We start from the raw sequence: 18,811 nt of genomic DNA on the forward strand, positions 1-18,811 counted from the left end.
AATCCCCTTCGTCAATCGGCAGGTCACCCGGACGGCCTGACCCACCCGGCGGGATGCCACCCGGACGAGTGGATCTCGAAGTTGGTGGCGGCGGGGCGGTGCGGCGTTCTTGACGGTGGTCCCCGGTACCGTGTCCTGGTGGCCGCCCGAACTGCGTTCCCCGGTGTCAACGAGCTCCTCACGACTGCTGTCGAGGCGCTCGGCGGCGCCGAGCGCCCGGGCCAGGTCAAGATGGCCGAGGCGGTCGGGCGGGCCATCCGCACGGGCGAGCACCTGGCGGTGCAGGCGGGCACCGGCACCGGCAAGTCGCTGGCGTACCTGGTGCCGGCCATCCGGCACGCGGTCGAGAAGGACACCACGGTGGTGGTGTCGACGGCGACCATCGCGTTGCAGCGGCAGCTCGTCGACCGCGACCTGCCGCGGCTGGCGAAGGCGCTGAAGAAGCCGCTGGGCCGCACGCCGACGTTCGCGATCCTCAAGGGCCGCCGCAACTACCTGTGCCTGCACCGCCTCGACTCGGGCGCGCCGGAGGAGCCGGAGGACCCGGCCCTGTTCGACCCGTTCGCGGTGTCGCGGCTGGGCAAGGAGGTCACCCGGCTGCGCGAGTGGTCCTCGGACACCGAGACCGGCGACCGCGACGAGCTCGTGCCGGGCGTGTCGGAGCAGGCGTGGCGGCAGGTGTCGGTCACCGCGCGCGAGTGCCTCGGCGTGTCGCGCTGCCCGATCGGCCAGGACTGCTTCGCCGAGCGGGCGCGGGGTGAGGCGGGCAAGGCGGACGTGGTGGTCACCAACCACGCGCTGCTGGCGATCGACGCACTGCAGGGCTTCCAGGTGCTGCCGGAGCACGACCTGGTGATCATCGACGAGGCGCACGAGCTGGTCGACCGGGTGACGTCGGTGGCGACGGGCGAGCTGACGTCGTCGGCGGTCGCGGTCGCGGTGCGGCGGTGCGGGAAGCTGATCGACGCCGACACGGCCGACCGGCTGCAGGAGGCGAGCGAGGGCCTGGCGATGATCCTGGAGGACATGCCGGCCGGGCGGATGGACACGCTGCCGAAGGCGCTCGGCGGCACGGTGGCCGCGGTGCGCGACGGTGCGCACGCGTGCCTGTCGGCGCTGGGGTCGGACCGCAAGGAGGACGTCGAGGAGGCGACCGCCCGCAAGCTCGCGCGTTCGCAGTTGGAGGAGGTGCACGACACCGCGGTGCGGCTGCTCGACGCGTTCGCCGAGGACACCGCGCACCAGCGGGACGTCGTGTGGCTGTCCAACGACCGGTTCGCGTTCGGCAACCGCCCGCCGACGCTGCACGTGGCGCCGCTGTCGGTGGCCGGGTTGCTGCGGGAGCGGGTGTTCGCGCAGAAGACGACGGTGCTGACGTCGGCGACGCTCGCGCTGGGCGGCGCGTTCGACACGCTGGCGCGGCAGTGGGGGCTGCCGCCGTCGCAGGCGAAGGTGGTGCACGCGGAAGGCGCGGCGACGGAGAAGGAGGCCCCGTCCGACGACGACGATCTGAAGTGGTCCGGTTTGGACGTCGGTTCGCCGTTCGACCACCGGCGCAACGGGATCCTGTACGTGGCGAAGCACCTGCCGCCGCCGGGCCGGGACGGCCTGGGCGAGAAGACGCTCGACGAGATCGCGTCGCTGATCGAGGCGGCCGGGGGCCGGACCCTGGGCCTGTTCTCGTCGATGCGGGCGGCGAAGCAGGCGACCGAGGAGCTGCGCGACCGGATCAAGTTCCCGATCCTGTGCCAGGGCGAGGACGCGACGTCGCTGCTGGTGACCAAGTTCGCGGAGGACGCGCGGACGTGCCTGTTCGGGACGTTGTCGTTGTGGCAGGGCGTGGACGTGCCCGGGCCGTCGCTGCAGCTGGTGATCGTCGACCGGATCCCGTTCCCGCGCCCGGACGACCCGGTCTCCTCGGCGCGGCAGCGGGCCGTGGAGGCCCGGGGAGGCAACGGTTTCCTCACGGTGGCCGCCACCCACGCGGCGCTGCTGCTGGCGCAGGGGACCGGTCGCCTGCACCGGTCCGTGGGCGACCGCGGCGTGGTGGCCGTGCTGGACTCCCGCCTGGCAACGGCCCGCTACGGCGGCTTCCTGCGCTCCTCGTTGCCCCCCTTCTGGCCGACCTTCGACCCCGACGTGGCGAAAGCAGCGCTGCAACGCCTGGACGCGGCGGCCAGCTGACAACGGAGCGGGCTCGCCCGCGCCGGCGCCGGTGTCAGCTGTGGGCCGCGACAGCCGGCGCAGCCGCGACAGCCGGCGCGGCCGCATCAGCGGGCGGTCGCGTCAGCTGGTGGGGAGCCGCGTCGGCTGGTGGTCGCGTGAGCCGGCGGCCGCGCCAGCTGACGGCCGCACGAGGTTCTTCTTGCGTGCCCACGAACTGTCCGGTCGTGCCCGCACGAGATTCCTCCTCGCGTGCCCACCAACCACCCGGTCGCGCCCGCACGGGGTTCCCCCTCGCGCGGCACCTGCACGAGATTCCCCCACGCGTGCCCACGAACTACCCGGTCGCGCCCGCACGAGATTCCCCCACGCGTGCCCACGAACTACCCGGTCGCGCCCGCACGAGATTCCCCCACGCGTGCCCACGAACTACCCGGTCGCGCCCGCACGAGGATCCCCCTCGCGCGGCACCTGCACGAGATTCCCCCTCGCGCGCCCACGAACTACCCGGTCGCGCCCGCACGAGATTCCCCCACGCGCGGCCACCAACTACCCGGCCGGACCCGCACGAGGATCCCCCTCGCGCGCCCACGAACCACCCGGTCGCGCCCGCACGAGGATCCCCCACGCGCGGCGTCAGGTGGTGATTTCCCGCAGCGCCTCGCGGATCGTTGGACGGGGTGACATCTCGCCACTGCACCCGCGGGGCGCGAGGCGCTATTCGGTGAAGCTTTCGGTCGCTGGGATGCCCTTCTTGAGCGTCCGGGACACCGTGCACAGCCGTTCGATGGCTCGGTCCACCGCGGCCACCAGCTTCGCGCGCTCGTCGTCGTCCAAACCGGACAAGTCGACGTCGAAGAGGACGTGCACGGCGTCCAGTTCCCACGCGCCGTCGCGGCGATCCGCCGTCACCTCAACCCGCAGGGGCGCGTCGGTGCGGCGGGTGATCAGCTCTTCGGCCGTCACCGCCGCACAACCGGCCGCCGCGATCTGCAGCAGCTCCGCCGGCGAGAACGCGTCCGGCGCGCCCTTGCGGCCGATCCGCACCGACGCGCCACGCTCGTTGCGGCCGACGAACTCGTGCTCGCCCTCGCGGCGGACATCCAGACTCACAGGCGCTCCTTGCTCGAGGTCAGCGCCACTGGGCGAGGACCGTGACGGTGCCCGGCTCGACCTCGGTGAACCCGGCGTCCCGCACGGCGACCACCCGCCGCGTGCGCCAGGCCCCCGCGGGATCGTCACCCGGGTGCAACTGCTTCCACTGGGCCACGGTCGCGGTCCGCACCGCGCACGCATACCCGCGCTCCGCCCACGCCGCCAGCTCATCGGGACCCAGCAGCGAGGCGAGGATCATCGTGCCGTGACCGACCTGCGCGGACGCCTTCCCCACGGTCATCCCGACCTCGGGATTGAGCAGCAACAGCGGCACGTCCGGCGGCGCGGGACCAGGCTCGTCAGGCGGCAGGTCACTGCCCGAGATCTGCAGGCGGCTGATCTCCTTCGGCACGTCGACCACCCGCCCCGGCACCAGCGCGCGGACCTCGGCCCCGTCGACCGTCACCGTCACCCCGGGAAAATCCTGTGCCGCCACCCAGTGCGCCCCGCGCGCCCGGCGCGAAACCTTCCGGATGTGCCCGGACACCCAGTCGTGCACCGGTTCGTGCCACTCGCCGCCCGGCTGCGCACGCTCGTCCAGGCACACCGCGAGCGCCGCGGCGGCCGCCGCTTCCAGAAGCGGCGTACGTGACGGCGGTTCGGCCTTCTCCAGCCGCAGGATCACCGGCATCGCCCGGACCTCGTGCGGCGCGCCCTCCGGCAGCGCGGTCTCCTCGGCCGGCAGCCCGAGCCACGTGGCGTACCGGGCGGCCAGCGGTGCGAGGACGTTCATGGCCGCGCGAGCGAGAGGCCATCGGCCGCGTCGGCGGCTTCGACCTCCGCACGGCTGACGCCGAGGACGAACAGCACGGCGTCGAGGTACGGATGCGACAGCGCGGTGTCGGCGACCTCGCGCAGCGCGGGCTTCGCGTTGAACGCGACGCCCATCCCGGCCGCCTTGAGCATGTCGATGTCGTTGGCCCCGTCACCCACCGCGACGCACTGGGCGAGCGGGATGCCGTAGCGGTCGGCGAAGCGGCGCAGCGCGATCGCCTTCCCCGCGCGGTCGATGATCTCGCCGACGACCCGCCCGGTCAGCTTGCCGCCCACGACCTCCAGCTCGTTGGCCGCGACGAAGTCGAGCCCCAGGTCGTCGGCGATCGGCTGGATGATCCGGGTGAAACCACCGGACACGACACCGCAGCGGAACCCGAGCCGCTTCAGCGTCCGGACCGTGGTGCGGGCACCCGGCGTCAGCTGGATCGTCGCGGCCACCTCGTCGAGCACCGACTCGGGCAGCCCGGCGAGCAGGCCGACGCGGCGTTCGAGCGACTCGGTGAAGTTCAGCTCGCCGCGCATGGCGGCCTCGGTGATCTCGCGGACCTTCGGCTCGACCCCGGCGTGCGCGGCCAGCATCTCGATGACCTCGCCCTGGATGAGGGTCGAGTCCACGTCGAAGACGATGAGCCGCTTGGCCCGCCGGGCGAGACCACCGCGTTCGATCGCGATGTCCACCCCGCCGGAGGAGGCGACGTCGGCGACCGCGGCCCGCAGCTCGGTGTCGGCCTGCTCGGTGTCGTCCGCGACCGAGACATGCACCTCGAGCCCGGTGACCGGGTAATCGGCGATGCGGCGGATGGCGTCGATGTTGGCGCCGAGCGAGGCCAGCCGGCCCGCGAAGTCGGTGAAGGCGCGGGCGGTCAGCGGACGCCCGAGGATCACGGCCACGTGCGTCGAACCCTGCCGGGCGGGGGCGAACGGGTCCTCCCCGATCGCGTCCCCGACCCGGACTTCGACGTGCATGGCGACCGTAGCCATGGCCTGCTCGACGGACTCCTGCAGGCCCTCCGGGTCGTCCGCCACCGCGACCAGCACACCCAGGGTGAGCCGGCCGCGGATGACGACCTGTTCGACGTCGAGCATCTCGACCCCGTGCCGCGTGAGGGCGGCGAAGAGGACCGAGGTGACGCCGGGCTTGTCCGGCCCGGTCGTCGTAATCAGCACCGGCGTCATGGCGCGGTTCCTACCTGGACGCCGCGGATCACTGCTCGCTCGCGTTGTCCTTGTCGTGGTCGCCCGGGATGACCGCGTCGGTGAGGGCCTGCGACGGAGCCTTGACCCCGGCGTGGACCTTCGGCTTGCCGAAGAAGCCGATCTCACCCTCGTGGTGCATCCGCTCGACCATGTGCGGGTAGTGCAGCTCGAACGCCGGCCGCTCGGAGCGGATGCGCGGCAGTTCGGTGAAGTTGTGCCGCGGCGGCGGGCAGCTCGTGGCCCACTCCAGCGAGTTGCCGTAGCCCCACGGGTCGTCCACGGTGACGAGCTCGCCGTAGCGGTAGCTCTTGAACACGTTGTAGATGAAGGGCAGGGTCGACGCGCCCAGGATGTAGGCGCCGATGGTGGAGATGGTGTTCAGGGTGGTGAACCCGTCGCTGGCCAGGTAGTCGGCGTAGCGGCGCGGCATGCCCTCGGCGCCCAGCCAGTGCTGGACCAGGAAGGTGCCGTGGAAGCCGATGAACGTGGTCCAGAAGTGCAGCTTGCCCAGCTTCTCGTCGAGCATCCGGCCGGTGATCTTCGGGAACCAGAAGTAGATGCCGGCGAAGGTCGCGAACACGATCGTGCCGTAGAGCACGTAGTGGAAGTGCGCCACCACGAAGTAGCTGTCCGACACGTGGAAGTCGATCGCGGGGGCGGCCAGCAGGATGCCGGTCAGGCCACCGAAGAGGAAGGTGACGAGGAAGCCGACCGAGAAGATCATCGGCGTCTCGAAGCTCAGCTGCCCCTTCCACATGGTGCCGATCCAGTTGAAGAACTTGACACCGGTCGGGACCGCGATCAGGAAGGTCATGAAGGAGAAGAACGGCAGCAGCACCGCGCCGGTGGCGTACATGTGGTGCGCCCACACCGCGACCGACAGCGCCGCGATGGCCAGCGTCGCGAAGACCAGGCCCTTGTAGCCGAAGACCGGCTTGCGCGAGAACACCGGGATGATCTCGGAGACGATGCCGAAGAACGGCAGCGCGACGATGTACACCTCGGGGTGCCCGAAGAACCAGAACAGGTGCTGCCAGAGGATCACGCCACCGGTGGCCGGGTCGAACACGTGCGCCCCGATGTGCCGGTCGGCCATCAGGCCCATCAGCGCCGCGGTGAGGATCGGGAAGGCGAGCAGCACCAGGATGCTGGTGATCAGGATGTTCCAGGTGAAGATCGGCATCCGGAACATCGTCATGCCCGGCGCGCGCAGGCAGACGATGGTGGTGACCATGTTGACCGCGCCCAGGATGGTGCCCAGACCGGAGACCGCCAGACCGGCGATCCACATGTCCGCGCCGACGCCCGGCGAGTGGATCGCGTCCGACAGCGGGGTGTAGGCGAACCAGCCGAAGTCGGCCGCGCCACCCGGCGTCAGGAAGCCCGCCACGACGATGAGACCACCGAACAGGTACAGCCAGTAGGAGAAGGCGTTCAACCGCGGGAACGCCACGTCCGGCGAGCCGATCTGCAGCGGCATCACGAAGTTCGCGAACCCGAACAGGATCGGGGTCGCGTACAGCAGCAGCATGATCGTGCCGTGCATGGTGAACAGCTGGTTGTACTGCTCCTGCGACAGGAACTGCTGTCCCGGGTGGGCGAGCTCGGTGCGGATCAGCATCGCCATCGCGCCGCCCACCATGAAGAAGGCGAACGACGTGACCAGGTACATGATGCCGATCTGCTTGTGGTCCGTCGTGCGGAACAACCGCAGCAGCAACGAACCCTTGGCCTCCTGTCGCGCCGGATAGGGACGCGTGACAATCGGCTGCGGGGCTACGGCTGTCACTCCTGCCTCCAAGTTCTGCTTCGGTATCTCACCGGCCGCGGCGACGCGACCAGTCCGGATGGTATCCCTCGCCTCCGACACAGGTGCGCACCGGCTGGGAAGATCACGCCATGGAAGACCGCTACGTGGCCGCCGCGGTCGCCGCCGCGGTCGAGGTCGGGAACCGGTTCCACCTGCCCACGGAGTACCCGGAAGTGCTGGCCAGGCGCTCGAACGTCCTGGTGAGGCTGGGTGCGGTGGTGGCCAGGGTGCCGGGAACGACGCTGGTCGCGCGGCCACGGGTGCTCCAGTCGCTGGCACGCGAAGTGGCACTTTCGTCGTTCCTCGCGATGCGGGACGCACCGGTCATTCCGCCCTTCGAAAGCCCAGGTCCCCACCTCGTCGACGACCTTCCGGTGACACTGTGGCGTTTCACACGTCACGACCCGGATCACGTCTTCTCCCCCGCCGAGGTGGCCTGGTCGCTGGCCGAGCTGCACGCCGCGCTGCGCGAGTTCCCCGGCGAGCTGGACGCGCCCGGCCCGGTCGCGGAGGCCAGGTCGTGGATCTCACGCCTCGACCTGCCCGCGGAGCTGGCGGACGAGGTCGACGCGGTCGAGGCGAGCCTGCCGGACGCGCCGGCGCAGCCCCTCCACGGTGACGCGCACCCCGGCAACCTCGTGGCCACGGCGAGCGGGCCGCGGTGGCTGGACTTCGAGGACACCTGGACCGGGCCGGTCGGATGGGACCTGGCGTGCCTGGCGACGACGAGCAGGCTCGACGGCCGCGCGGCGGTCGCGGCGTACCCGGGCGAGCCCGGCGAGCTGGAGCCGTGGGTGCGGCTGCGGGAGCTGTTCGCCGTGTGCTGGCGGTTCGTGATCGCCCGGCGGTTTCCCGAGCGGCTCCCGGAAGCACGGGCTGAGCTGCGGAGATTCACAAAGGGGTAGCTCGCCGCGGTGCGGGGGGACGCGGCCGACTGGTCTGGCACACCAGGGAGGTCCACTACTTCTGGGAGCGGATCGCCTCCGGAGCATGCCGATCCGGTAGCGGGACGGCTGGTGGGCGGAGCCAGCCGACGCACGAGCGTGAGCGGCCGTCCCGCTACCCGAAGGGCCACCAGCCGAGGATCGCCTCGCTGACCATGGCCGGTGCTTCCAGTGGCGTGAGGTGCCCGGCCTGCGGGACGACCACCAGCTCACCCTTCGGCAGGGCCTCCGCCAGCGCCTGGGCGGCGTCGGGCGGGGTGAGGCCGTCCTCCTCGCCCACGATGACCACCGCGGGCACGTCGGCGGCGGTCAGCAACTCCGTCGAGTCGGGCCGGGCGGCCATCGCCCTCGCGGCCCAGGCCACGCCGGCGCCCTGCTGGCTGTCGATCAGGCCGCGCAGCGACTCGACCACATCCGGGCGCGTCTCGCGGGTCGAGGCGCTGACCAGGTTCGGCAGCATCGCCTCGGCGAGCCAGCCGCCGACGCCCTCGGCCTCGGCCCGCCCGGCCAGGTCGCGGCGCGCCTGGGCCGCCTCCGGCGTGTCCGCCGTCGCCTTGGTGTCGATCAGGACCAGCCCGGCGACCCGTTCCGGCGCGGCGCGCAGCACAGCCATCGTGACGTAGCCGCCCATGGAACAGCCGCCGAGCACGACCTGCTCCAGCTCCAGCTTGTCGAGCAGGGCGATCACGTCCCGCGCGGCGTCGTCGAGGGTCGGCTCGCGGTCGGTCTCCGGCAGCGGCGTCCGCCCGAGCCCGCGCTGGTCGGGCGTGATCAGCCGGTGCCGTGCGGTGAGCCCGTCGCGGAGCGGGCGCCACATGCGGGCGTCCACCGGGAACGCGTGGAGGAGAACCAGGGGAAGATCGGCCATACCCGAGATTGTGCTGGACCGCCGCGCTAACGTCGCTTCGTGAGCGTCGAGTGGCGGGAAATCCGCACGGACCGTCTGTTGCTGCGGCCCCTGGGCCCCGGCGACCGCGACGACGTGGTCGAGATCCAGACCGACCCGCGGACCAACCGCTACCACCCCGCCCCGCCCAGCACCGACGAGACGGAGGTCAAGCTCACCGCCTGGCTGGAGCACTGGAAGGCGCACGGCTTCGGCTACGTCGCGGTGGTCCCGCTCGGCACCAGCGAGGTCGCGGGCATCGGCGGCGTGCAGTACCTCGAGTTCGGCGGGGCGCGCCTGCTCAACCTCTACTACCGGTTCCGCCCGGAGTTCTGGGGCCGCGGCTACGCGACCGAGATGGCCTCCGCCGTCGTCGACTGGGCCGAGCGGGAACTACCGGAGTTCCCGGTCCAGATCAGCGTCCACATCGCGAACGAACCCTCCCTGAGGGTCGCCGAACGGCTCGGCTTCACCGCCTACACCGAGACCTTCCACGACGGCGCGGTCTCGCGCCACTTCCGCAAGCTCTAGAAGCGCTTCCGCGTCGGGGCCCGGCGGTCCCGCGCGTTCCAGCAGGCGCGGTGCCAGTGACGGCGATCGGCCACCGAGCCGAGCTCGTCGGCGGGCCAGGCGACTACGTGGGGCACCCCGGGCTGGATCTCGTGATCACAACCGGGGCACCGGTAGACCTTGGTCGCGTGGCTGCCCGGCACGCTGCGCACCAGCCAGTCCCCGTCCGGACCCGACTCCGCGTGCGCCCAACCGGAAGCCGCCCCGGCGCGGTCGGCGTCGGGGCGGCCACGGTGTGGTCGGTTGCGTCGGGGCACCCGGCCACGGTATCGCCTACGCCGCGCGCTCGCCCTCGCGCCGGAAGGTGAGTGCCACCACGAACGTCAGGGCCGCGATGATCACCGAGGCGGTGAACGCCGACGTCATGCCGGTGACCATCACCTCGTGCGGCGAGCCGGTCGCGGTGCGGGTCACCGTGCCGAAGATCGTCACCAGGATGGCCAGCCCGAGCGTCGCGCCGGTCTGCTGCATCGTCTGCAGCACGCCACCCGCCGCACCCGCGTCCGACGCCGGCACGCTGCTCATGATGATCACGTTGAGCGGCGAGAACGCCAGCCCCATGCCGAGTCCCGTGAGGACCATCGGGCCGAGCAGGCTCGTCAGGTAGCCGCTGCCGACCTCCAACTGGGTCAGCCACGCCACCCCGGCCGTCATCGACAACGTCCCGGCCAGCGCGACCGGTTTCGGCCCGAACCGGGGCAGCAGCCGCGGGATGAACCGGCTCAGGACGAACACCAGCAGGGCCATCGGCAGGAACGCGAACCCCGTGCCCAGTGCGTTCATGCCCCGCACGTCCTGCAGGTACTGGGTGAGGAAGAAGAACATCGACATGCCGGCCATCGGCCCGAGGAAGAAGTTCGCGTAGGCCGCGGCGCGGTTGCGGTCGGTGAACAGGCGCAGCGGCAGCAGCGGCTGCGCGGTCCGGGTCTCGACGACGAGGAACACACCGATCAGCACCGCGCCGGCGATCAGCGAGGTGACCGTCAGCGGGTCGGTCCAGCCCGGGTCGGCGGCCCGGATGAACCCGTACACGAGCGCCGCGACGCCGACGGTGCCGGTCACCGCGCCGGGCAGGTCGAGCCGGGCGCGCTGCCGGGACGGCTCCACGACGTAACGGCTCGCGAGTGCGGCCACGACCAGCCCGAACGGCGCGTTGATGAACAGCACGGCCCGCCACGACAGCCACTCGGTGAGCAGCCCGCCGAGGATGAGGCCGACCGCGAACCCGGCGCTGGACATGCCGGAGAACAGGGCCAGCGCCCGCAGCCGGGCGCGCGGTTCGGTGATGGTGGTGGTGAGCAGGGCGAGCGTGCTGGGGCCCGCGGCGGCGGCGCCGAGGCCCTGCGCGATCCGGGCGACGATCAGCCAGGCGGCCGAGCCGGCCAGGCCGCCGGCGAGCGAGGCGACGGTGAACAGCAGGACACCGCCGACGAACATGCGCTTGCGGCCGAACAGGTCGCCGGCGCGTCCGCCGAGCAGCAGCAGGCCGCCGAAGACGAGGGTGTAGCTCGACATCACCCAGCTCAGCGAAGCCGCGGTGAACCCGAGATCCGCCTGGATCCGGGGCAGCGCGACGTTCATGACGGTGATGTCGAGGACGATCATCAGCTGGCAGGTGAGCAGGGTCGCCAGCACCACGCCGGGGCGTGGTCGCGCCGCGGTCGCGGCGACGGCCGTGCCGGACGCGGGCAGCGTTGTTCCAGGCAAGGGGGCTCCATCGGATTGCACGAAGGTAAGCGGACAGACTCTCCGCTTGACTACGAGCTAGCATATGGAGAACGTCTCCGGTTGCGCAAGTGTATCCGGAGAATGTGTCCGGTTTTGAGGTGAGGCGCATGATGGCACGGCCGATGCGGGCGGACGCGCGGCGCAACTACGAGCGCATCCTGAGCACGGCGCGGGAAGCGTTCGCCGAGCGCGGCCCCGAGGCGCCGCTGGACGACATCGCGCGGAAGGCGTGCGTCGGCGCGGGCACCCTCTACCGGCACTTCCCCAACCGCGAGGCCCTGATCGAGGCCGTCTACCGCGACGACATCGAGCGCCTCAGCTCGTGGGCGCACGAACTGCTGGAACAGCACGAGCCGGCGAAGGCGCTGGAGCTGTGGATGCGTGAGCAGGTCGCGTTCGTGCTGCACAAGCGCGGGGTGGCCGCGTCGCTGAAGGCCGCGATGGATCGCGACTCGGAGACGTTCGCCCTCGGCAAGACGATGATGAACGAAGCGGCGGCGGAGCTGCTCACGCGCGCCCAGGAGGCGGGCGCGGTGCGCCCGGACCTGAAGCCGCGCGATCTGCTGCTGCTCGGGCACGGAGTGGGGGTCGCGGCGGAGGGCAGTGACGAGACGGCCGAGCGCCTGATCACCGTGGTGCTGGACGGTTTGCGTCCGCCGGCCTGAACCGCCGCGCGCACTGCGTCCGGGCCCGGATCGGCGGAGGGACTCACGAGACTGCGGAGGTTCTGCGCACTGTTGTGCTGACCTGGTTCAGCCGATGGCGATCGCCAGCGGGACGAGTTGCTCGGCGGGCGTCAGGGAGCCGTGTTGGCCGATCAGGGCCGACTCCACCGGCTCGGCAGTGCGTCGCAGCATGCCGAAGTCCTCGCGGGCGGCCGCGACCACGTCGCCGAACCGCGGGCGCACCCGGTCGCTCACCCGCGGCCCGAACCAGCCCGCCGCGATCGCCTCGTCGCGGCGCGCCACCCAGGCCCGCTCCCCCAGCGTCGACCGCCACGCGGCCAGCACGTCGTCCTCCGCGCCGGCCTCCGTGTAGACGTGGCGCACCCGCGGGTCGCCGCCCAATGCGCGCACGCCCGACCGCAGCGCGGGCGTCGCGTCGATGTCGATCACGTTGCCGGCCAGCGCGACCATGCCGTGGTCGGCCACCACGGCCAACACCCGCCCGGCGGGCAGACCGTCCACGATGGACTCCACGAGCCGGTCGACCTGCCGCAGCTGCATGACCCACGCCGCAGATCCCGGCCCGTAGCGGTGGCCGAGCTCGTCGAGCTGACCGTGGTAGGAGTAGCAGAACCCGCGCGACGACTCCAGCGCGCGCAACGTTTCCGCGGCCACGTCCCCCATCGCGTGGACACCGCGGTAGATGCCGCCCCGCTGCACGGCCTTCGTCAGCGGCGACTTCGCGAACTTGGCCTCGGCCACCACCACCGCCTCGACACCGGCCGCCGTGGCCCGCTCGAAGGTCGTCGGCAGCGGCTGCACCTCGCGTGGGTCCAGGTCCAGCTCGGCGCGGTCGGGATGGCGCCGCCAGGTCAGCGCGTTGAGCACCCCGCAGCCCGGCACCTCGAACGTGTACCCGGCCATGCCGTGCTCCCCGGACGCCAGCCCGGTCCCGATCGCGGCCAGGCCGGCGACCGTCGTCGACGGGCACCCGACGGTGAGCGTCCCCTTCGCGAGCTCGGCCAGCACGGGCGCGTCGCCGGCGTGGTCGCGCAGCAGGCCGGCTCCCAGCCCGTCGATCAGCAGCACGCAGGCCGCCGCGGACTCCGGCAGGTCCAGCGTGTTCACGCAGCCGGGGACGCCCAGCGTCGCGAGCACGGACGGCACCACCTCGGCGAGGTGCCCCTCGCCGGACAGCGTTGGCAGCTCCACCCGGCCAGCTTGGCAGGAAGGTGGCTCTCCGCGCACCCGGTACCGGATAATGGCGACATGCCGACCTACGCCTACCGCTGTCGCGAATGCACCGGCACCTTCGAGGTGAACCGGCCGATGAGCGAGTCGAGCGCGCCCGCGACCTGCCCGGAGGGGCACACGGACACGGTCAAGCTGCTCACCACCGTCGCGCTGACCGGCTCGGCCGCCGGCGCACCGGCGGGCGGTGGCTGCTGCGGCGGGGCCTGCGGCTGCGGTCACTGACCGTGCGAGCGGGGCTCAGGCGGGTTCGCCGAAGTTGTCCTGCACCAGCTCCTGCACCACGCGCAGCGCTTCGGCCGCCTGGGCACCGCCCGCGCGCACCTCGATCCGGTCGCCCTTGCGCGCGCCGAGCGCCATGAGCGCCAGCACGCTGTGCGCGTCGGCCTCCTGGTCCCCGAGCCGGACGGTCACCTCGGCCTCCAGGCCGGCCAGGCTGCGCGCCAGCACCGCCGCGGGCCGGGCGTGCAGGCCCACCTCGTTGGTCAGGGTCAGCTCGACGCTGTCCGTGGCCGGTTCGGCGGTCGACGGACCAAGATCGGCCGGGGCACCCGCGGCGGCCGCGGCCTCCAGCACGGCGGCGCGGTCGCCACCGCCCTGGGCGGCCACGGCCGCGGCGACCGTGCCCTCCACCAGTGGCGCGTCGACCACGACGGCCGCCTCCGGATCGGCCAGCGACTCCACCGCGAGCTCGGCCGTCATCTGCGCGCTGCCCAGGTCGTAGAGCAGCACGACGCCCGAGCCGGAGTCGGCCCGCTGGACGGCGGCGACGACCGAGTCGTAGTCCGTGCCGACCCCGCCGTCGGGCAACCCGCCCGCCGGCACGATCGTGACGTCCGGCGCCATCTGGCCGGCGACCTCGGCGAGCCCCTCGGCGAGCTTGGCGCTGTGCGACACCAGGACCAGGCCGACGCTCATCGGGCTGCCTTCGCGAACGCCTCGAGCAGCAGCGCCGTCGACCGCGCGCCCGGGTCGAGGTGACCCGCGCTGCGCTCACCGAGGTAGGACGCCCGTCCCTTCCGGGCCACCAGGTCCACAGTGGACCCCGCTCCGCTCGTGGCTCCCTCCGCGGCCGCGGACAGCACCGCCGCCACATCCGAGCCGCCGGCCTTCTCCGCCGCCGCGACCGCGGGCAGCAGCGCGTCGACCATCGTCTTGTCGCCCTCGACCGCCTTCCCGCGCGCCTGCACACCTTCCAGCCCGGCTCGCAGCGCGGCGACGACCTCCGCCGCGCCGAGCTCCGGCTGGTTGGCGACCACCGTCGAAGCACGCAGGAAAGCCGTGCCGTACAACGGTCCCGCCGCGCCACCGACCTTCGAGATGAGGGTGGTCGCGGCCAGCTTCAGCACCGCGCCGGGTGTGTCCGGCACACCACCGTCCAACGCGGCCACGATGGCCTGGAAGCCGCGGTTCATGTTCTCGCCGTGGTCACCGTCGCCGATCGCCCGGTCGAGTTCGATCAGCTCGGTGCGGTGCTCGGCGATCGCGGCCGCGGCGCCCCGCAACGCGTTCGCGACGCCCTCCGGCGTGCATCCCATGTGTCAGGCCTTCCAGCGCAGTGCGGCGGTGTTCACCGGCGCGTCCCACAGTTCCGTCAGCTCGTCGTCGAGCCTGAGCAGGGTCAGGCTCATGCCCTGCATCTCCAGGCTGGTGATGTAGGGACCGACCAGCCGGCGCTCGACCATGATGCCGCGATCGGCCAGCAGCCGCTCGGCGATGCCGTGCGCCAGGTACAGCTCGACCAGCGGGGTGCCGCCCATCGAGTTGGTGAACAGCAGCACCCGGTCGCCCCGCTCGAACGGCAGGTCCTCGACGATCGCGCCGACCATGCGCGCGACCAGCTCGTCGGCGGGCTCGGCCTTGATCCGTTCCCGGCCCGGCTCGCCGTGGATGCCGATGCCGAACTCGATCTCGTCGGCGCCGAGGTCGAAGCTGGGCTCGCCGACGTGCGGCACGGTCGGCGCGGTGAGCGCGACGCCGATCGAACGGACCTGCCCGATGACCTTGCGTGCCAGCGCTTCCACGGCGTCCAGCGAGTCGCCGCGCTCAGCCGCCGCCCCGGTGAGCTTCTCCAGCAGCACGGTGCCACCGACGCCCCGGCGGCCGGCGGTGTAGGTCGAGTCCGCCACCGCCACGTCGTCGTCGATCACCACGCTGCGCACGTCGAGGTCCTCGGCCGCGGCCAGCTCACCCGCGGTTTCGAAGTTCAGCACGTCACCGGTGTAGTTCTTGACGATCAGCAGCGCACCGGCCTCCCCGGTGGTCGCCTGGATCGCGGCCTGCACGGCGTCCGGGGTGGGCGAGGTGAACACCGCGCCGGGCACGGCCGCGTCCAGCATGCCCACGCCGACGAAACCGCCGTGGAGCGGTTCGTGACCGGAGCCGCCGCCGGAGATGACCGCGACCTTCCCGGCCACGGGCGCGTCGGCGCGGACGACCACGTTCGGGTCCTCCTGCACCCGCAGGACGTCCGCGTGCGCGGCCGCCAGCCCGCGCAGCGACTCGGTGACGACGTCGGCCGGATCGTTGATGATCTTCTTCATGCCCGCCTCCTGACTCCGTTGTCGCCCTCTTCCTATCAGGACTTCGGCAGCTTGGGCAGGATCGTCTCGACGATCCGCCGCGCCTTTCCGCACGAGTCGTCCGCAGCGGCGTCGTCGTGGTAGTTGTCGTACTCGAACTTGACGATCTCGCCCTCGCCGTCACCGGTCCGGCGGTGCGTCCACGCGATCGTGCAGCGGGCGCCCGCGTTGGTCTCCTTCTTCTGGTAGGCGGTGACGCCACCGGCCAGGCTGACCGCCGTCCCGTCCTCGCCCTCCTCGGGCTCGACGGTCTCGGTGAAGCGGAGGTCGGCGTCGGCGGTGCCGCCGGACCAGCCGCAGTCGTGCAGGCCGCTCGGGTTCTTGGTCGTGCCCCGGCCCAGGACCTCGGTCACCACGGCGTCGTCGGCCAGCGCGCACGGGTCGACCGCCACGAGCGAGTTCGACGGCCGGTTCAGCCGCGGTGGCCCGGCGTGCATCTTCGCAACGACCCGGCGCAGCGCGGTCATCCCGGCACCGCACGGGTCGCCGCCGGTGTAGGTGACCTGCAGGCTGATGCCCAGGTCGGGGTCGCGGCTGGTCACCGCGGTGACGGTGCAGCTCTCCTCGTCGATCTTGTACTGGCGCACGGGCAGGCCCTCGACCGGATCCATCTCCTCCGCGTTCAGCGACGTGGCGAAGTCGCCGAGCTGGAGGCTCAGCCGGACCTCCTTGCCGCCGGCGTCGGTCACCTTGATGCTGCAGCTGTCCAGGCCGCCGGCGTACAGGCTGTCGCCGACCGTGCGGCCCACGTCGGCGGCGGCACCGCCCTGGAGGATCGCGCACGGGTCGACCGTGCGCTGCGCGTCCAGGGTCACCGCGGGGTCGTCGATGGGGCCGTCCGGTGCGCTCGCGCGGCTGCTCTGCGTCACGGTCGTGCGCGGGAAGTTCTGCTTGCCGAGGTCCGGCCCGGCGCACGCGGACACGGTCAGGGCGATCAGGACCACGGGAACGAAACGGCGAGGCCGGGCGACGAAGTGCACGCGGTGCACGGTAGTCGCCCGGCCTCGCCCGGATGCGCGGAAGGCGCCTATTCGGCCGGGGTCTCGTCGCCCTCGGTGACCGGGACCCGGATCGGCCGCACGACCGCCCACAGCACGAACAGCGCGGTGAACACCAGCAGGCCGACACCGGCCCACAGGTTGATGTTCACGCCCGCCGCCTTCTGCAGCTGGGCCTCGTCGGTGAACGCGAGGCCCATGACGGTCAGGACGATGCCGTAGACACCGGTCAGCAGCGAGATGATCAGCCGGATGTCGAACGCGCCCGCCCGGCGCGTGCGCACGGGGGTTTCGGTAGCCATGTCTGCCAACCTCCTAGAAGGCGATGTTCAGCGCGATCGTGAGGACCAGGACGATGCCCGCGAGCAGGCCCGGGTTGCGGTACCAGCCCGCGTCGTCACCGGTCGTGGAGTGCTGACGCGACTCCTTCGGGGTCAGCGAGTAGACCAGGCCGGTCAGCTCGGCCTCCGCCCGCGGCTGCGTCACCGAGCTGATCGCGACGCTGACGACGATGTCGACCACGAAGGCCGCACCGGCGCCGATGAAGCTCGCGCCCTGGCCGGGCAGGTCCCACACGCCGGTCTCGGCGAGCAGGAACACCACGATGGCCGACGCGGTACCGGACAGCAGACCGATCCAGGCCGCCTTCGGCGTCATGCGCTTCCAGAACATGCCCAGGATGAACGTGGCGAACAGCGGCGCGTTGAAGAACGAGAACAGCTGCTGCAGGTAGTCCATCAGGTTGGAGTACTGGGAGGCGATGGCGGCCGTCCCGATGGCCAGGATCGTGGCGCCCGCGGTCACCCACCGGCCCATGTTCAGGTAGTACGAGTCCGGCTTGTCCTTCTTGACGTAGGCCTGCCAGATGTCGTACGTGAACACCGTGTTGAACGAGCTCAGGTTCGCCGCCATACCGGCCATGAACGAGGCCAGCAGGCCGGCGATCGCGACCCCCAGGACGCCGTTGGGCAGCAGGTCGCGCATGAGCAGCAGCAACGCGTTGTTGAAGGTCGCGCCGCTGGGTGCGGAACCGCCGTCGATCAGGGCCTGCTTGTTGGCACCCTGCAGCTCGGTCACGGTGACCGCGGCGATCATGCCGGGGATGATCACGATGAACGGGACCAGCATCTTCGGGAACGCGCCGATGATCGGCGTGCGGCGCGCGGCCGACATGCTCTTCGACGCCATCGCGCGCTGGACCTCGACGAAGTTCGTCGTCCAGTAGCCGAAGGAGAGCACGAAACCCAGGCCGAACACCAGGCCCAGCACCGACAGGAAGTTGCTGCCGAAACCGGTCAGCTGGTTGCCCGGCCAGGAGCTGAGCTGTTCCGCGCCGCCCGGGCCGTTGGTGACCTTGTCGACCAGGCCGCTCCAGCCGCCGACCTTGTACAGGCCGACGATCGTCAGCGGCACCAGCGCGGCGACGATGACGAAGAACTGCAGCACCTCGTTGTAGATCGCGGCGGAGAGGCCACCGAGCGCGGTGTAGGCGAGCACGATGACGGCGGCGATGACGATCGACAGCCAGATCGGCCAGCCGAGCAGCAGGTTCACCACGCTGGCCAGCAGGTAGAGGTTCGCGCCCGCGATGAGGATCTGCGCGAGGGCGAAGCTGATGCCGTTCGTCAGGTGGGCGCCGGTGCCGAAGCGGCGCCGCATGAACTCCGGCACGCTGCGGACCTTCGACCCGTAGTAGAAGGGCATCATCACGATGCCGAGGAACAGCATCGCCGGGATGGCGCCGATCCAGAAGTAGTGGGCCGTCGGCAGGCCGTACTGCGCGCCGTTGGCCGACATCCCCATCACCTCGATGGCGCCGAGGTTGGCGGAGATGAACGCCAGGCCCGTCACCCAGGCCGGCAGGGATCGCCCGGACAGGAAGAAGTCGATACTGCTCGACACCTGTTTCCGGGCCAGGTAGCCGATGCCGAGCACCAGCACGAAGTAGAACGCGAGCAACACGTAGTCGATCGCGTGCGCATCAAGTCGCAGGTTCGCTGCGGCTAGCACGGGCACCGACGCACCTCCGGGATTCCAACATCTTTGAACAAGAATCACCACGATCGAGTGACGAGCGCACATTAC

19 protein-coding genes are annotated in these 18,811 nt (G+C 71.6%); 5 read left to right on the plus strand and 14 right to left on the minus strand.

The window, feature by feature from the left end:
* Positions 1–138 precede the first annotated feature (138 nt).
* Entirely contained in the window at positions 139–2,184 is a 2,046-nt protein-coding gene (locus FB470_RS04595) for an ATP-dependent DNA helicase (RefSeq protein WP_306989007.1), read from the plus strand.
* Positions 2,185–2,880: 696 nt separating this feature from the next.
* Here FB470_RS04595 and FB470_RS04600 read toward each other — a convergent pair.
* Genes FB470_RS04600 through ctaD form a run of 4 tightly spaced genes read right to left on the minus strand, consistent with a single transcriptional unit; the run spans position 2,881 to position 7,081 of the window.
* A complete protein-coding gene (locus FB470_RS04600) occupies positions 2,881–3,276 on the minus strand; it encodes an OsmC family protein (RefSeq protein WP_306989008.1) in 396 nt (131 codons plus the stop codon).
* Between the two features lie 19 nt (positions 3,277–3,295).
* On the minus strand, positions 3,296–4,051 hold the full coding sequence (locus FB470_RS04605; protein WP_306989010.1) for a peptidyl-tRNA hydrolase: 756 nt from the start codon (positions 4,049–4,051) through the stop codon (positions 3,296–3,298).
* Entirely contained in the window at positions 4,048–5,271 is a 1,224-nt protein-coding gene (gene serB / locus FB470_RS04610) for a phosphoserine phosphatase SerB (protein WP_306989012.1), read from the minus strand. Before serB ends, FB470_RS04605 begins: the two co-directional genes overlap by 4 nt.
* A 28-nt stretch (positions 5,272–5,299) precedes the next feature.
* Positions 5,300–7,081 (minus strand): aa3-type cytochrome oxidase subunit I, encoded by a 1,782-nt coding sequence (gene ctaD / locus FB470_RS04615; RefSeq protein WP_306989013.1) that lies wholly within the window; start codon positions 7,079–7,081, stop codon positions 5,300–5,302.
* A gap of 110 nt (positions 7,082–7,191) precedes the next feature.
* On the opposite strand from ctaD, the gene FB470_RS04620 reads away from it, so the two are divergent.
* On the plus strand, positions 7,192–8,007 hold the full coding sequence (locus FB470_RS04620) for a phosphotransferase (protein WP_306989015.1): 816 nt from the start codon (positions 7,192–7,194) through the stop codon (positions 8,005–8,007).
* A gap of 154 nt (positions 8,008–8,161) precedes the next feature.
* Here the strand turns inward: FB470_RS04620 and FB470_RS04625 are convergent, their stop codons facing one another.
* Positions 8,162–8,914, minus strand: coding sequence for an alpha/beta fold hydrolase (locus FB470_RS04625; RefSeq protein WP_306989016.1), 753 nt, complete (start codon positions 8,912–8,914; stop codon positions 8,162–8,164).
* Between the two features lie 39 nt (positions 8,915–8,953).
* Between FB470_RS04625 and FB470_RS04630 the strand changes: the two genes are divergently transcribed.
* Positions 8,954–9,463: a GNAT family N-acetyltransferase gene (locus tag FB470_RS04630; protein ID WP_306989018.1), complete on the plus strand. Its 510-nt coding sequence runs from the start codon at positions 8,954–8,956 to the stop codon at positions 9,461–9,463.
* Here the strand turns inward: FB470_RS04630 and FB470_RS04635 are convergent.
* Together FB470_RS04635 and FB470_RS04640 are read right to left on the minus strand one after the other, a co-directional pair.
* Entirely contained in the window at positions 9,460–9,759 is a 300-nt protein-coding gene (locus FB470_RS04635; RefSeq protein WP_306989019.1) for a hypothetical protein, read from the minus strand. The two genes, FB470_RS04630 and FB470_RS04635, sit on opposite strands and share 4 nt — an antisense overlap.
* Positions 9,760–9,775: 16 nt before the next feature.
* On the minus strand, positions 9,776–11,209 hold the full coding sequence (locus tag FB470_RS04640) for an MFS transporter (protein ID WP_306989021.1): 1,434 nt from the start codon (positions 11,207–11,209) through the stop codon (positions 9,776–9,778).
* A 128-nt stretch (positions 11,210–11,337) separates the two neighbouring features.
* On the opposite strand from FB470_RS04640, the gene FB470_RS04645 reads away from it, so the two are divergent.
* Positions 11,338–11,895 (plus strand): TetR/AcrR family transcriptional regulator, encoded by a 558-nt coding sequence (locus FB470_RS04645; RefSeq protein ID WP_306989023.1) that lies wholly within the window; start codon positions 11,338–11,340, stop codon positions 11,893–11,895.
* 87 nt (positions 11,896–11,982) lie between these two features.
* Here the strand turns inward: FB470_RS04645 and FB470_RS04650 are convergent, their stop codons facing one another.
* Positions 11,983–13,107, minus strand: coding sequence for an alkaline phosphatase family protein (locus tag FB470_RS04650; protein ID WP_306989025.1), 1,125 nt, complete (start codon positions 13,105–13,107; stop codon positions 11,983–11,985).
* Between the two features lie 57 nt (positions 13,108–13,164).
* Between FB470_RS04650 and FB470_RS04655 the strand changes: the two genes are divergently transcribed.
* Positions 13,165–13,371, plus strand: a complete 207-nt coding sequence (locus FB470_RS04655) for an FmdB family zinc ribbon protein (protein ID WP_017987344.1) — start codon at positions 13,165–13,167, stop codon at positions 13,369–13,371.
* Positions 13,372–13,386: 15 nt separating this feature from the next.
* Here the strand turns inward: FB470_RS04655 and dhaM are convergent, their stop codons facing one another.
* From dhaM to FB470_RS04685, 6 genes are read right to left on the minus strand one after another with little or no spacing between them, the layout of a single operon-like run.
* Positions 13,387–14,064 carry a dihydroxyacetone kinase phosphoryl donor subunit DhaM gene (gene dhaM / locus FB470_RS04660; protein ID WP_306989027.1) on the minus strand — a complete coding sequence of 226 codons (678 nt, stop codon included), beginning with the start codon at positions 14,062–14,064 and terminating at the stop codon, positions 13,387–13,389.
* Entirely contained in the window at positions 14,061–14,684 is a 624-nt protein-coding gene (gene dhaL / locus FB470_RS04665; RefSeq protein ID WP_306989029.1) for a dihydroxyacetone kinase subunit DhaL, read from the minus strand. Before dhaL ends, dhaM begins: the two co-directional genes overlap by 4 nt.
* Before the next feature lie 3 nt (positions 14,685–14,687).
* Entirely contained in the window at positions 14,688–15,689 is a 1,002-nt protein-coding gene (gene dhaK / locus FB470_RS04670; RefSeq protein ID WP_306989030.1) for a dihydroxyacetone kinase subunit DhaK, read from the minus strand.
* A gap of 35 nt (positions 15,690–15,724) precedes the next feature.
* Positions 15,725–16,708, minus strand: coding sequence for a DUF3558 domain-containing protein (locus FB470_RS04675; protein WP_306989031.1), 984 nt, complete (start codon positions 16,706–16,708; stop codon positions 15,725–15,727).
* Positions 16,709–16,755: 47 nt separating this feature from the next.
* Positions 16,756–17,028, minus strand: a complete 273-nt coding sequence (locus FB470_RS04680; protein WP_306989033.1) for a hypothetical protein — start codon at positions 17,026–17,028, stop codon at positions 16,756–16,758.
* Between the two features lie 13 nt (positions 17,029–17,041).
* Entirely contained in the window at positions 17,042–18,742 is a 1,701-nt protein-coding gene (locus tag FB470_RS04685) for a sodium:solute symporter family protein (protein WP_306989034.1), read from the minus strand.
* Positions 18,743–18,811 lie beyond the last annotated feature (69 nt).

Origin of the sequence: Amycolatopsis thermophila, assembly GCF_030814215.1 — a bacterium.
GTDB lineage: Bacteria > Actinomycetota > Actinomycetes > Mycobacteriales > Pseudonocardiaceae > Amycolatopsis_E > Amycolatopsis_E thermophila.